The organism is Rhizobium sp. CC1099, assembly GCF_029714385.1.
In the GTDB taxonomy this organism is placed as follows: Bacteria; Pseudomonadota; Alphaproteobacteria; order Rhizobiales; family Rhizobiaceae; genus Rhizobium.
In genome coordinates, this window is the sequence record NZ_CP121642.1 from 312,702 (window position 1) to 326,956 (window position 14,255).

Annotated in this window: 11 protein-coding genes and 1 pseudogene; 4 read left to right on the forward strand and 8 right to left on the reverse strand. The window is 60.4% G+C overall.

The window, feature by feature from the left end; genetic code table 11:
• Positions 1 to 63 precede the first annotated feature (63 nt).
• Positions 64 to 1,284 (forward strand): hypothetical protein, encoded by a 1,221-nt coding sequence (locus tag QA644_RS22695; protein WP_283073995.1) that lies wholly within the window; start codon positions 64 to 66, stop codon positions 1,282 to 1,284.
• Positions 1,285 to 1,498: 214 nt separating this feature from the next.
• Here the strand turns inward: QA644_RS22695 and QA644_RS22700 are convergent, their stop codons facing one another.
• Positions 1,499 to 2,332 (reverse strand): hypothetical protein, encoded by an 834-nt coding sequence (locus tag QA644_RS22700; RefSeq protein WP_283073440.1) that lies wholly within the window; start codon positions 2,330 to 2,332, stop codon positions 1,499 to 1,501.
• A 76-nt stretch (positions 2,333 to 2,408) separates the two neighbouring features.
• On the opposite strand from QA644_RS22700, the gene QA644_RS22705 reads away from it, so the two are divergent.
• Entirely contained in the window at positions 2,409 to 3,551 is a 1,143-nt protein-coding gene (locus tag QA644_RS22705; protein ID WP_283073441.1) for an exonuclease SbcCD subunit D, read from the forward strand.
• Positions 3,548 to 6,625, forward strand: coding sequence for an AAA family ATPase (locus QA644_RS22710; RefSeq protein ID WP_283073442.1), 3,078 nt, complete (start codon positions 3,548 to 3,550; stop codon positions 6,623 to 6,625). Before QA644_RS22705 ends, QA644_RS22710 begins: the two co-directional genes overlap by 4 nt.
• A gap of 121 nt (positions 6,626 to 6,746) precedes the next feature.
• Here the strand turns inward: QA644_RS22710 and QA644_RS22715 are convergent.
• Together QA644_RS22715 and QA644_RS22720 are read right to left on the reverse strand one after the other, a co-directional pair.
• Positions 6,747 to 6,998, reverse strand: a pseudogene (locus QA644_RS22715) (LysR family transcriptional regulator); the annotation flags it as partial.
• Positions 6,999 to 7,365: 367 nt separating this feature from the next.
• Positions 7,366 to 7,629: a DUF488 family protein gene (locus QA644_RS22720; RefSeq protein ID WP_239601419.1), complete on the reverse strand. Its 264-nt coding sequence runs from the start codon at positions 7,627 to 7,629 to the stop codon at positions 7,366 to 7,368.
• 233 nt (positions 7,630 to 7,862) lie between these two features.
• Here QA644_RS22720 and QA644_RS22725 point away from each other — a divergent pair, with 233 nt between their 5' ends.
• Positions 7,863 to 9,401 carry an FAD-dependent oxidoreductase gene (locus QA644_RS22725; RefSeq protein ID WP_283073443.1) on the forward strand — a complete coding sequence of 513 codons (1,539 nt, stop codon included), beginning with the start codon at positions 7,863 to 7,865 and terminating at the stop codon, positions 9,399 to 9,401.
• 465 nt (positions 9,402 to 9,866) lie between these two features.
• Here the strand turns inward: QA644_RS22725 and QA644_RS22730 are convergent, their stop codons facing one another.
• The 5 genes from QA644_RS22730 to QA644_RS22750 are packed head-to-tail and all read right to left on the reverse strand — an operon-like array spanning position 9,867 to position 14,254.
• A complete protein-coding gene (locus QA644_RS22730; protein WP_074071331.1) occupies positions 9,867 to 10,811 on the reverse strand; it encodes an ROK family protein in 945 nt (314 codons plus the stop codon).
• Positions 10,811 to 11,530 (reverse strand): ribulose-phosphate 3-epimerase, encoded by a 720-nt coding sequence (locus QA644_RS22735; protein ID WP_283073444.1) that lies wholly within the window; start codon positions 11,528 to 11,530, stop codon positions 10,811 to 10,813. The genes QA644_RS22730 and QA644_RS22735 overlap by 1 nt, the downstream gene beginning before the upstream one ends.
• Positions 11,527 to 12,360, reverse strand: coding sequence for an alpha/beta hydrolase (locus tag QA644_RS22740; RefSeq protein ID WP_283073445.1), 834 nt, complete (start codon positions 12,358 to 12,360; stop codon positions 11,527 to 11,529). Before QA644_RS22740 ends, QA644_RS22735 begins: the two co-directional genes overlap by 4 nt.
• A complete protein-coding gene (locus QA644_RS22745; RefSeq protein WP_283073446.1) occupies positions 12,357 to 13,178 on the reverse strand; it encodes a sugar phosphate isomerase/epimerase in 822 nt (273 codons plus the stop codon). Before QA644_RS22745 ends, QA644_RS22740 begins: the two co-directional genes overlap by 4 nt.
• Positions 13,178 to 14,254 (reverse strand): Gfo/Idh/MocA family oxidoreductase, encoded by a 1,077-nt coding sequence (locus tag QA644_RS22750; RefSeq protein WP_283073447.1) that lies wholly within the window; start codon positions 14,252 to 14,254, stop codon positions 13,178 to 13,180. Before QA644_RS22750 ends, QA644_RS22745 begins: the two co-directional genes overlap by 1 nt.
• Position 14,255: the final 1 nt, after the last annotated feature.

The following is a 14,255-nucleotide window of genomic DNA, read 5'->3' on the forward strand; positions in this document are numbered from 1 at the left end:
ACCATGAGCCGCACCGCGGAAATCAGGAAGATAGCCAAAGCCGGGGACGACAAGGCGGAACGATTGCTGGCCGAACTGCTGCGCGACCTTTTCGAGATCGAGCCGAAGAATGTCGTGATCAATAACGATCAGTACAGCCTCAATTCGCTCAACGGCTTCTTCGAGACCGCCGATGGTGCATTCTTCTTCAAGTTCCACCAGGAAGAGGGCGAGGAGGCCATGAGCGGCGAATATTACCGCGCCGACATCCTGGCTCGGGCTGGCTTGCCGGTGGACCAGCCTCTGCTGATGTCGGCGCTTCCGGGTGAACAGATCCTCGTCTATCGCCGGCGGACCGATCCGCGCTTCTCCGATGTGCTGCGGACGCTGGACCTGAAGGATGATGCCGCGGCGCGGAAAAGGGCTGTGGACGCCGAACGCAGGCTGAACGAAGCCGTCTTGAAGGTCTATCTCGACACGCTACATCCGGTGAGCGCCGATGAGGTTGCGGCCGAGCCGATCCACCGGCTGTTCTCCGAGCGGCTGATTGATCCGCCCGCCGGCACCTATCCGGGCGGGCGCATGGCGAGCTTCTATGTCGGCAAGGACTTCGTCTTTCCCGACTTGACGCTCGACTGGGAGACGTTTTCACGCTGCCGCATTTCGGTCAACGGCATCGAATATCGGGACAGCATCGGTGCGCTCTTCCATGCAGCGCACGAGCGGCTCGACCCGTCGCGGCTGGCTGATGCGGGCGGGGTGACTGCACATGGCGACGCCCATAACGCGAATGTCTGGTACGAGGAGCGCGACGGCGAGGCGCGCTTGTCCTTCTTCGACCCCGCATTCGCCGGCGAGAACATTCCAACGCTGCTCGCCGAGGTGAAGACGACCTTCCACAACATCCTCGCCCATCCGCTGTGGCTCTATGATCCTGCCATGGCGGCCGAGCACCACAAGGCCAGCGTGGTGCTTGACGGCGATCTGCTGCGGGTCACGACCGATTTCGAGCCGAGCCCGGTCCGACGCTCCCTTCTGGACGTAAAGGCCGAAGCTCTTTGGCGTCCCCTGCTTGGCGAACTGAAGGCGCGGGGCATGCTTCCGGCCGACTGGCGCCGGGTCATCCGGCTGGGCCTTTTCCTCTGCCCGACGTTGGTGATGAACCTGCGGGCCGGCGCCACGACCCATAACCCCGTTTCCTCGCTCATCGGCTTTTCCGTCGCGGTGATGGCCGGCAGCGAGCCAGTGGCAGGCGAGGATGCAGTTTCCCGCCTCCTGGACATGATCGATCCCGACAGAGGCTGACATGATCCTAGCTTCCTGGCCGCCGAGGATGTAACCGAGATCAACTTGTCGCTCCCGCGAATACCGCGGACCGGTCGGCCTGCGCTGCCTCAAATGCTCGAGAATGCATAAGTGCCGATCGAGGCGCCTGCTCGAAAGGCCGCAACGTGCTAAATAAATGAACACAGCGCTTGAGCGCGACGACCTATGCGGTCGTTCGGTCGCATCCAGTCGGTCAGCCGATTGTGACTGACCGGCGCCCGGTCGTCTTCTCCAGGTCGTCATCGTACTCCGTCCTCACCCGCTCGAGTCGGGCGTCTTCCTGGTCCAGACCCCATCGACGGTCGAGAAAGAATTCGAGAGCTTTTCGTGTCTCGACGCAGAGCAATTCACCTTCGAAGCCGTATTCAGTCCGCACGACGGCCGCCTGCTCCGGTGTGAGGCCAGTTTTTGGCCCGAGCCATATCCTTGCGCGCATGTTCCAATCCTTGTCGTCGGGTAACTGCTCTGACAGCGCACGCGTCTCAAAACTACTTCCGGTGCTGACGCGAATGGGCAGATAGGTTCGATACGCCTCATGCTTGAAGCTGAAGGCTCTCACGTGAACCTTTTCGCCATCTGACACGAAATGTGTGGGGACAATCCATTGTCCGGCATCGGCACCAGACGTCATCGACGTATACTGGATGTGAATCGCCCACCTGTTCCTCATCGCTTGATAAAGACGCGACACCACAGAAGCATCAGCGCGACGTTCCGGCTGGGGTAGGGCTACAGAGAGGGGCAGGTTGCTTTCAGCCAGCACGGCCGCAAAAGCCTCGTTCAACGTGGAAGGGACAAGAGGCTTATGGTCGAGGGCTGCCAGATATGACTTCCGCACAGGATCGTAGGTGGGAGGCGTATGCCTGGCACGCTCAAGATAAAGGCGGAAGTCGAGAGCTGCCTGAGCGGTAGAGATGTCAAAGCGGTCGATCAGATCGCGCCGGTTGGCCATGCCGCGCCACGTAAGACACTGATCGAGAAAGATCAGTCGCTCGCGCTGAGCATGTTTGAGGTCGTCGAATTCCATAACGGGAAAAGTAGCTTGACTCGCGAGCGACTGTCCATCTAAAAATTATACATGTAAAAAATAGACGGGTCTACTCATGCGACTGCTTCACACTGCGGACTTGCATCTCGGGCGTCAGTTCCATGGCATGTCGCTTGAGGATGACCATGCGGCGATCCTCGACCAGATCCTGCAAGCGATAAACACGCACCGACCCGATGTCTTCATAATCGCCGGCGACATTTTCGATCGCGCATCTCCTCCCGCAACCTCGGTGCGGCAATTCAATGCCTTTCTCGGCCGAGTGGCGCGAGAGACGGAAGCGGCCGTGGTCATGATTGCCGGCAATCATGATTCTGGTGACAGGATCGGCGCCATGTCAGTCCTGACGGACGTACGGCGAGCATTGATCCGCGGACCGCTCTTGGCGGACGAAACACCTCTGATCCTGCATGACGCAGCTGGTCCGGTTGCCATTTCCGCCCTGCCATACGGCTACGAATTCGCCGCACGTGACTGCTTCGGCGATGAGACGATCGCAATGCCCGAACATGTCATTCGGGCTCAGGTCACTGCGGCGCGGCGGCATGTTCCGGAAGGAGCGCGCTGGGTCGTGGTTGCCCACGCCTTTGTAGAGGGCGGCAGTTCCAGTGAAGGAGAGCGGCCTCTGGCACGGGTCGGTGGCATTGAGACGGTTCGCCACGACATGTTCGATGGCGCCCACTACGTGGCGCTTGGTCACCTGCATCTGCCGCATTCGGTTGGGATGCCGCACATCCGCTATGCCGGTGCTCCGCTGGCTTTCGGTTTTGACGAGGCTGGAAGCGTAAAGTCGATGAGCCTCGTCGATCTCGATGAACAGGGCAGGGTAGCGATCACGGCACTCCCATTCGCGCCTACGCGGGGCGTTAGGGTCTTGCGCGGCAAGTTCGCTGACCTGCTGCACGGGGAACCATCGACCGATTTCATCAAGGCAGTGCTGACGGATGATGCGCCGCTGATCGATCCGATGAAGCGTCTTCGCGAGCTATACCCGAATGCTTGTCAGCTGACTTATGCACGAGATGAGCGTGCGCTCGACATCATGTCCGAAATCAAGGTGCAAGCCCCTCTGCATGATCCGGCAAAGGTCATTCGGGAGTTCCTGATGCAGGTTCGCAGCGAAGACCCGGTCGACGCGGAGCTGGCGTTGATCGGGTCTGCCCTGTCTGATCTTCGAAGCGTGGAGGCGGAGGTATGAGGCCGGTCAGACTGACGATGCAGGCATTCGGTCCTTATGCCGGCAGGGTCGTGGTGGACTTCCGTGACGCAATTGCCTCGGGCCTTTTCGGCATCTACGGGCCGACAGGGTCCGGCAAGTCATCGATCTTCAGTGCCATGACCTTCGCGCTGTTCGGGGAGGCGGCTAAAGCTGAACAAGAGACGGCGTCGCTTCGCTCCGATCATGCTGATCCCGGCGTTCCGACCGAAGTCGAGTTCGTATTCGATATCGCTGACAAGCGCTATGTTCTGCGCCGACGGCCGGAGCAGACCCGGCCCAAACAGCGTGGTGACGGTGAGACCAGGGATATCCATGAAGCCTGGCTTTTTGACGCGACCGGACTTTCACTCGAGGACATAACCGACGCGAACCCCGGCCAGGTCATTGCGGAAAAGAAGACCGGTCCAGTCAAAGAGGCTGTAGTCCAGCTCCTCGGCTACGGTGCTGAACAATTCCGGCAGATCGTGCTGTTGCCACAGGGTAAGTTCGAGACGTTCATGGCGGCAAAGACCGATAAGCGGCTCGAGATCCTGCGGGAACTCTTTGATGTTTCCATGTATCGGCGCATGGCGGCAAAGTTCAAGGAGGATGCGGCGGCAGCTGAGCGGCGGGTTCGGCAAGAACGTGAAGTGTGCGCAGGGCGACTTTCGGCCGAGGGTTTTGAGAGTCCCGACGCACTTGCGGCCGGTATTGACGAGGCGCAAGTCGTCCATGACGAGGAAACCCTGAAGGAGATGGCGGCCGCACAGACGTTCGATGCTTCACGGACGGCACTTGCTGCCGCCCGTCAGCTCGAGGACCAGTTTCGAGCCGCCGAGAAAGCCAGGTCGGATGTCGAAGCCCTCATAGGGAAGGTTGAGCATATCCGTGAACTGCAGGAGCGCATCGACAATGCCAAGCGTGCCCAAGCGCTCCTGGACGTCGAACGCCATGCGAAAGGTGCCGAGACGGAAAGTCTCGAAGCTGAGGAAACAATGAGGGCGGCCGCGGAGGCAAACAACGCAGCGGCGGAAAAAGCTGGAGCCGCCGCCAGAATGCACGAAGAGGAACGGGAAAGATCGGGAGAAGTTGAGGCCCTGCGGCAAGCGGTCGGTACGCTTGGACGCCATCAACTGACCCTTTCCGATGCAAGCCTTTATGCCCAAAAGGCGGATGCAGCCTTAAAGGCCGTTCAGCAGGCGAAGAAGGCTTTCGATCGCGTCGAGGCGCGTATCGAGGAAATGCGTGGCCGGAAACTCGAAAAGGAGCGGGCACTCGGATCCACTCGGGAGAATGATGCCGCGCGCCAGCGGCTAGTCCATCAGCGATTGCTCGTTGAACATGAGCTTAAAACAGCCGAGCTCCATCAGGCTGCTCTCGACGTCGCCGACAGGGCGCGCGTCGAAATGCAGGCGTTGAAAGCGGAGAACGAAGAGGCGGTCCAGTGGACACAGGCCGCGCGGTCGCGCTTTGACGCTGCAGAGGCCGCCCTTGCTGAGGCCCAAGCTATTCATTTGGCTGCCAAGCTTGCAGCGGGCGGGGCCTGCCCTGTCTGCGGGTCGACCGAGCACCCTCTGCCCGCTGTCGGCAGGGCCGAGCACGCCGGTCTCGATCAGTCGTTTAGAGATGCGAAGGCCCAATGGGAGGAAGCGCAAAGGTCCGAGCAGGACGCTTCTCGCCTTTTCGCTTCCGCGCAAGCGAAATGGCAGGAACGCCAGGAAAGACTGGGCGCACTCCCTAAGCCTGAACAGCCGGCCGCCGATCTCCGCACCGCGATTGCCGGCTTGGGCCGGAAGATCGAAGAGCTCGGTCCGGCGATCGATCTCGTTGAGGCTGAGGCCGCACTGACCACATTAGCGACCGAGATTGGCTCAACGGAACAGGAGCGCGACGGCCTCCGCACGGAGTTCGAGAGATCGAAAACCAATGAAGCGCTCGCGCGTGATAGGTTCGAGCAGGCGATCGCGACGGTTCCCCAGGAACTGCGGACGCCGGACGCTCTGACTGCTGTGGTTTCCGAACATGAACGCCAGCTCGCAGTTCGAATGGATGCGGCAAGAGTTGCGGAGGATGCTGCACGCCGATCCCGTGAAGCCGCGATCATTGCCAATACAGCAGCAGACGCGGCCAGGCAGGCGTATGAGAATGCAATTGTTCGCCGAGATAAGGCGCAAGCGGAGTTCCAGGCCCGTCTCGCGAAGAGCGGCTTGACTGAACCTCAATTCAACGGCTTCAAGCAACTGGTCGGCGCGATCGAGGCTGATGCTCAGGAGATCGCAGATTACCGCAATGCATTGGCGATAGCGCATAGCAACGAAGAGACTTCGAGACGCGCGGTGGAGGGCCGCGAACGGCCAGATACCCGTACTTTGCAAGAGGCTTATGACACGGCAGACGAGATGCTCGATCTTGCTAAGACGGCGCGTGCCCAGGCGCAGGCGCGGCTACGGCAACTCGAGAAGCTTCAGCTCGATATCGCCGGTCAACTGAAGCGGCTCGACGAGATCGAAACAGAGACGGCCTCGCTCCGAACGCTTGCGGCCCTGTTCAACGCTGAAAATCCGTTGCGGTTGGACCTTGAGACCTATGCGATCGGTGCGATGTTCGACCAGGTGCTGGTCGCAGCAAACCGACGGCTTGGTCCTATGAGCGGCGGTCGCTTCAGCCTCGAACGTGAAATCGAAGGTGGAGCAGGCCGCTCGCGCCGCGGCCTTGGTATCCGGGTGTTTGATGTACACACCGGTAAGGCACGTCCCACGTCGACACTGTCAGGTGGAGAGACGTTCATGGCCGCCTTGGCCTTGGCGCTTGGTCTTTCTGATATCGTCGAGAGCGTGAGCGGGCAGGTGCGGCTCGACACCATTTTCATCGACGAGGGCTTCGGCAGCCTCGATACCCAAAATGAGTCCGGCTCGCTCGATCAGGTCCTGCAGGTACTTACCAATCTCGTAGGTCAGAGGCGCGTGGTGGGGCTGATTTCTCACGTGCCATTGGTGCAGGAGACAATTCCGAACGGATTCTATGTGCGAAAAGAACCGCGGGGAAGTTTCGTCGAGGCACGAGGAATGAATTGAAACATGGCCGTGGCAGATGGTTGACCGCTTGTTCCGGGAGGAGAGACGACGTCTACGGTTTCCTTCTGACCCACCGGGACCTCAGCCAGGCTGTGTCGTGGGCCGATGTGCCAGGCTTTTGCACGGCGACCTGTTGACGAGTGCGCTGCCATAACTGGACGAACGCCGGTGCGTGGCGCAGGAACTGCTCGCCAGCCGGCGTGAGAGACGCTCCGCCTTTATTCCGAACGAAGAGCGGTCGGCCAAGCAGTTGCTCGAGGTTGCGAATACGCGCGCTGACGGTGGTCTGGGCAACATTCAAGCGTTCAGCCGCGCGAATAAAACTTCCCGTTGAAACTATTTCCAAGAACGTACGGGCGAGTTCAATGTCCATTGAAGAATAGCATAAACGTTGCGCTCAAATGTCAATCAAATTCGTTTGCTAAATACTGGTCGCCCGGTAAGCTTTAGTAATTCCAAGCGCTCCGTGCTGCACAGCGTCAGTTGTCTTGGCCTGAACTCGTCTTCAAGCCCGCGCAGCATTGACACGCAGCACGACAGGACAAACCATGTCGATCAGAGAAGAGAGCGAGGGCGACCTCCTCACGACGCTTGGCGCGGTTGGCAGCAGATACTTCGTCTATCGCCGCGGCGGTAGTTTCGGACGAGCCAGTTGCGCGACCGGCACAACCCATATCGCGTGGCCGCCACCGACATCCACGCCAGTCGTCGGAAACAATCGCGCTATCGACAGGCGGTTTTTATCGATGCGCCAGCAAGATCTCCCCGAGTACGACGGCATCGTTGTGGATCGCGTCGTTCGCTCCGTAAGCAAGCGTGACGGGACCTTTCAGCGCCAGGTCGCGCAATCGATCGAATTCCTCGCGATGCTCCCGGATCTCCGTGGAATATCGGCTGCGAAATTCCTCCCAACCGGCTCGGTCGTGTCCGAACCATTTCCGCAAGTGAGTGCTTGGCGCCAGTTCCTTGGCCCAATAGTCAATTGCCGCATCGGTCTTCTTCACCGCGGGGCCACAAGGCGATTCTGTAAACTTGCTGATCGGTGCTTGAACGAAACATCCAGCAACAAAATTGCACGCAACAAGCTATTAAATTCGTTTGCTTAACGCGTCCAATGACAACAAGCTGCCGGGCAGAGATGGCGACCGGCAGCCGCAACATTGAGATCAAAGGCACCGCGAAACAGAGTTCGCCCTTCGCGCCGCCGAGGAGACCTCTAAAGCCAAGGAGAAGACGAATGACTCCTAAGCAGACAAACACAACTGGGCCGGATTTGGTGCGAGGTATCGGACTTGCCGATCTTCCCGACGGCAGTAAGCTTGTCGGCCATTGCGGCGATGCGCAGGTGCTGCTCATGCGTCGCGGGCCGCAGATATTCGCCGTGGACGCACATTGTACGCACTACAACGGTCCCCTCGTCGACGGTCTGGTCTCCGGCGACACCGTTCGCTGCCCTTGGCATCACGCATGTTTCGACTTGAGGACTGGCGAGGCTCTGCGCGCACCGGCTTTCAGGCCGCTGGCATGCTGGTCGGTGGAGCAACGCGACGGCAAGATCTTCGTAGTCGGAAAGCGCAAGCGTGCAGAACCAACAACACGCGAGCCGTCTGCGGAAGCAATGCCGGGGAAGATCGTCATCGTCGGCGGCGGTGCGGCCGGCTTTGCCGCGGCCGAGAGGCTGCGGCGCGAGCAGTATCCTGGGAGCATTGTCATGCTCAGCGACGACGAAGCGCCACCTGTCGACCGACCGAACCTTTCAAAGGACTACCTGTCCGGTAAGGCGCCGGAGGACTGGGTCCCACTGCGGGGAGAGGGCTACTATTCGAAAAACCAGATTGACCTCCGTCTCGGTACGCAAGCGGTTCGCATCGATCCGCACACCCGTGAGGTCATCCTCGCTGGCGGAGGCTCGATTCCCTATGACAGATTGCTACTTGCGACCGGTGCAGAACCCGTTCACCTGACCATTCCAGGCGCCGACCAGCCCCATGTTCATACGCTACGCTCGCTTGCCGATTGTCGGGCCATAATTGAGCAGGCCAAGACTGCCAAGCGCGTCGTCGTGCTTGGCGCCAGTTTTATCGGCCTCGAGGTCGCCGCCGCCCTGCGCTCTCGCGGAATGGACGTCCAAGTCGTTGCACCCCACAAGCAGCCACTGGGGCGGGTTATGGGTCCACAGATGGGCGATTTTATCCGGGCCCTTCACGAGAAGAACGGCGTCGTTTTTCACATGGAGGACATCGCGAGCAATATCAATGGCAACGAGGTGGTACTTCGCAGCGGCAAAACGCTAACCACTGATCTCATTGTCGCCGGCATCGGCGTACGACCGCGGACCAGCCTCGCGGAAATGGCAGGGCTGACTGTTGATCGCGGTGTCGTCGTGAATAGCTTTTTGCAAACCAGCGCCCCTGGAATTTTCGCGGCCGGTGACATTGCGCGATGGCCCGATCCCCATAGCGGAGAGGACATTTGCGTCGAACATTGGGTGGTCGCCGAGAGGCAGGGGCAAACCGCGGCGCTTAATATGCTCGGTCAGAATGAAAAGTTCGCAGCCGTGCCGTTCTTCTGGAGCCAGCACTACGACGTCAGGATCAATTATGTCGGCCACGCCGAACGATGGGATAAGATCACGGTCGAAGGGGACATCGCTGGCAGGGACTGTCTGCTGCGCTTCAAGCGTGACGGACAATTATTGGCTGCCGCTTCGATTTCCCGTGACATCGACAATCTGATGATCGAGGTGGCGATGGAGCGTGAAATGGCGGCCCGCTGACGATGCACAGGCGCAAACGGTTCGCACCGCCGCAGTGATGGAAATGGAGCGGAACTATGTCGAGCTTACTTCACAATCTCGGTTCTGGCGTGCAAGTTGCACCCGCCAAGCACTACTCGAGGCTAATTAAGTTTATCGGACGAGATCGCCAAGCATGAGCCTCACGAGACATCTACCTCGGTCGATATCTTCTCGAACGACAATAAGTGGTACTGCCAGATCCGCTGCGGCAAACAAAGGACTCAGCCAATGGGGCCTTACACCAAACGGCAGGCAGAGCGGGTTCAAGACGCTCGCAGGACACGAATCGCAGAAAAGGGCACCGCCTGGCTCATCTTCGAGCAAACCGATGGGGACTGAAGATGACGCATCCATCTATTTCGCTGTTGTGCGCGACAATCTGCGAAGTCGCACTCCAGGCACTGGAAACTCTCCACGTCGAATAAGACCATTTGCGAATATCTTTCAATTGAGAAAGATCAAGCTAGCGGCGCCCACCAAGCCGGCATGCCTGCCGAGCTGCGCCGGCACAACCGGCACGTCGCGATAAGCGGGCATCGCTCGCTCCTGAATGGTGGCCTCGATGGGTTTTCGAAGGAGATCATAGCCATAGGAAATTCCACCGCCCATGACGATCATGTCGGGCGAGTAGAGATGGAGCAGATTGGTAAAGCCGATGCCCAACCAGCGGGCTTCCCTGTCAATCAGCCCAAGTGCTGTTTCGTCACCGCTGCGCGCCGCCTCGACGACATGTCGGCCCGTCACATCGCCGTCGTGGGACAGCGTTCGCAGCGCCGAGCCGTCGCCTGGCTTTGTTAAAGCAGTAGCACGCCGGCCGAGCGCAGTACCCGACGCTACCGCCTCGAAGCAGCCCACCGCCCCGCAAAGGCATCGTTCGCTCTCGCTCGTGATGGTCATATGGCCGATTTCGCCTGCGAGCCCACGGCGCCCATGCACGATCCGGCCATCGGAGATCACCCCGCCGCCGATGCCGGTAGACACGGTGACGAAAACCAGCGAGGCCGCGCCGCGGCCGGCCCCGAAACGCCATTCGCCGAGAGCGGCGGCGTTCGCATCGTTCTCCAGCCGCACAGGCAGGTTTAAGCGGTCCTGAAGACGGCTCGCGAGGGGTACTTCACGCCAGCCCGAGAGGGTCGGTGGTGCGGTAAGGATGCCCGCGACTGGATCGAGCGGGCCGGGCGCTCCGATGCCGATACCAAGCGGCTGGGCGTCGGGAACTTCCGAGCAGGTTTTCTCCGCGAGCATCGCGATCTGCTCGATGACCGCATCCGGTCCATCCTTCGCAAGCGTTGGCATGGACGCGAACGCCAGCAAATTGCCGCCGTCGCCAACCAGCGCGGCGCGCAGCTCCGTTCCACCCAGATCGAATGCAAGTGCAATCCTGCTCATCAGGGCTGGGTCTCCAAAGCATGCAGCCAAGCGATACGGCCCGGCAGATCCTTGTCGCCGAACGCCAGCGATCCGAGCACGACCGTCTCCGCCCCAGCTGCTCGCAACAGTGGAACGGTCCGTTCACGAATGCCGCCGTCTGCCGCAAGAACAATCGCCTTTTCGCGTCCCACACGCTTGATCAACGACCGCGCTTCGCGCAGTCGGTCGCAGGCTTTGTCCGAAAGGCTTTGTCCCTTGACGCCGATCGAGGTCCCGAGCAGCGTGAAGAAGGCGACCTCAGCGAGGAACGGTTCTGCCTCGGCGACCGAAGTTTCCAGCCGCAGTACGACGCCGGCTTCGGCCCCAAGCTGTTTTGCGAGTTCGACCGCGCGCAAACCGGCTTCGCCGGTCTCGGCATGAACACTAACGAGATCGGCACCTGCCTCGATGAACTGGCGTGTTTGCTCCTCGACAATCTCGGCCTCGACCATCAGATGCACATGAATAGGTTTTGCCGTCAGCTTGGCAATGCGGGCGACGAAATCGGGAAAGAACAGGAAGCCAGGCGTGAAGCGCGCGTCGGCAACGTCGATATGGTGAAGGTCGACATAAGGCTCGATGCGGTGAAGGTCGCGCTCCATGTTGGCAAGATCTGCGGACCAGAGCGAAAACTCGCCGAGCAGTCTGTGCCGGGGCAATGCGGCGATGGCGCCGCCCGAGAGAGATTTCGACGTCATAGGTGAGCAACGCTCCAATGTTTGAATTCTGTGTTGAGGAATTGCAGAATGACTGTTCGGACTGCGGCGAAATGAGCTTCGGTCGCCGCCGCCTTCGCAGGCACTTCGAGGAAACGCGCATTTGGGAGCGTGTCAGCCATCAATTGTGCAACGGCTAGAGGGTGAATGGCATCCTGCCGGTTGCCGAGGACGAGGGCGGGAATAGCGAGGTTTGCCGCGTCCTCTTGCGAAACACCGGTTCCATCCGAAGCGATGTCGCCCAGCACTTCGGCGAAGGCTGAGGCATCCGGGCGTTCGAAATAGCCGAGCAGGGAAGCAAGATTGTCCGGCGCTTCCACACGCAGACGTTGCGCCGTCGCCGACTTTGCAAAAAGCGCCTGCCCATCGGCAAGCGAACGGGATCGAAGCAACGCCGCGATCTCGCGGATCGGTGCGAGGTTGTCGGGGGCGCGGGCAAACGACCAGGCCGGGCGTACCAGGATGAGGCCCTTGACGCGTTCGGGATGTGTTTTTGCCAGATGCAGCGCGATGGCTGCGCCCATGGAGATGCCGCCGGCGATGAACCGCCCTATCCCCTTTTCGTCTGCAGCGGCGACGACGTCGGCTGCAAACATCGCAATCGAGAAGGGGCGTCGCGTGCCAAGCGTCGAGCTGCCATGCCCGCGGCACTCAGTGGTGATCCGCCGCCAGTCGAGCCCCTGAGGGAGAGCCTGTGCGACCTGCGCCTCGCTGCCTCCGAGCCCGTGTTGAAAGACCAAGGCGTTGCCTGTCCCGCAGTCGTGCACTGAAAGGTCGGTATCGTCTCGTCTGAAGGTGATGTGCGTCTTCATCGGATCAGATCCGAAAGGAATCTGGCGACGGCGGGTGCTTCCACTGCCGCGAGGCCGTGCGTGACGAGCGGACCGTCGAAACCGGTCACGCGCAGACCGTCGATAAAGGCAGGGAAATCTACGATGCCCTGACCCGCTGTCGCGAAGCGGCCATCGGCATGGCGGTCCTTCGCATGGGCCATCGTCACATGACCAGCCGAGATATCGATCGCCCTTTCGACGATGTCGGACACTTCGGCTGGCGTCGCCCGCTCGAAGAGATTTGCCGGATCGAGCACGATGCGCAGGCGCTTCGAACCCATCTCTCCGATCAGCCGCATTGCATCAGCGGCAGACGTGACGATGTTTGCTTGTTCCGGCTCGATGCCAAGAGCGATATCGTGCCGCTCGGCGAACCCCAGCGCCTTTTCCATTTCGGACGCCATATCGGCCCAGGCAGATGGAAGCGCATTGTCCGGATGATACATCCATTGATCCTGGGCATTGCGGCTGCCGGTGCAAAGCGTCACCAGCGGGATCTGCAAGGCCGCTGCTGTTTCGATCACTATCTTGAGTTGTTTAGACCCCATATCGCGTACGGATTTGTCCGGGTGGGCCATGTTATAGGTGCCTGAAAGGGCAGCGATCGAAACACCGGTTTCTCTGGATGCCGCCCGGATCGCGGCGATCGTTTCCGGTGCCACTGCATCCGGCATCGACGGCAGGCCGACACAGGCGAGATTGAACTGCGTCGTCGCAAAGCCGCTTTCACGCACGGCCGACAGCACTCGCTGGGGATCGGTGCCGGGGAAGGTCTTTGCAAAGATGCCGAGCTGCATCAGACCGATCCCGTGACGGTTGCGAGTTCCACACGTTCGCCCGTTTCTACCGAGCGGGCGATGGCGACCATGGCGCGGATGGAGGCGATGCCGTCCTCGATATCGGCACCGCGCATCGGTGCGCCGTTCAGCACGGTATCGGCAAGCCCTTCCAGCTGCCTGCGGAAGAAGTGCCCATCGGCTCCCAGCGGCTTGCGGGTCGTGGCGTCCTTCTCGTGGAAGATCTCGACCTCACTCGCCCTGAGGTACCAGGGATTGAAGGTCTTGGCGATCACTGAACCATTTTCGCCATAGAGGTGGAAGCCCTCATGCCAGTCCATGCGGACCGCGACCGTCAGATCGAGATGACCGAGCGCGCCGTTGGCGAACTCGGTTTCCACGAACCAGCAATAGGCGTTGGCGCGCTCGAGAAGGCGGGCTCGGAGCGCGACGATCCCGCCACACAGGAAACGGGCGGTATCGACGAGATGCGAGCCATGCGCCAGCATGAAATACTGGCGCAGGTCAGCCTTGGGATTTCCGGCCGGTTTTCTGGCGAACTTGCTGGTGATCGGCAGTGGCTGGACCGCGTCGGTATTTGTGTAGCGGTGGGTGGAGTCGCAGTACCAGGCTTTCAGCGCGAAAATCTCGCCGATATCGTCACGGACAAAATCCCGCGCAGCCTCCAGCGCTGGGTCGAAACGCTTCATGTGACCGACCTGCAGCACCTTGCCGGATCGCTTGACGGCGTCGGCGAGCGCCTGGCCTTCCTCGATCGTCACACCCGTGGGCTTCTCGCAGAGCACATGTTTCCCAGCATCGAGCGCCTTGATCGACATCGGCACGTGATAGGCGTCTGATGTGGCGATGATGACGGCTTCAAGCTCTGGATCGGCAAGCATTGCGTCATAATCGGCATACATCTTCTGAGGCTCATATGTCGCGCCCATGCGCGCAAGCAGGTCGGGCGCTGCGTCACAAATTGCATAAAGGTCGGCATTCCTGGCCTTCGCGCAGGATTCGAGATGGGCGAACTGTGCGATCGGGCCGCAGCCGAGCACGCCCACACGCAGCCGACGGTCTTCCTTGCGGATCATG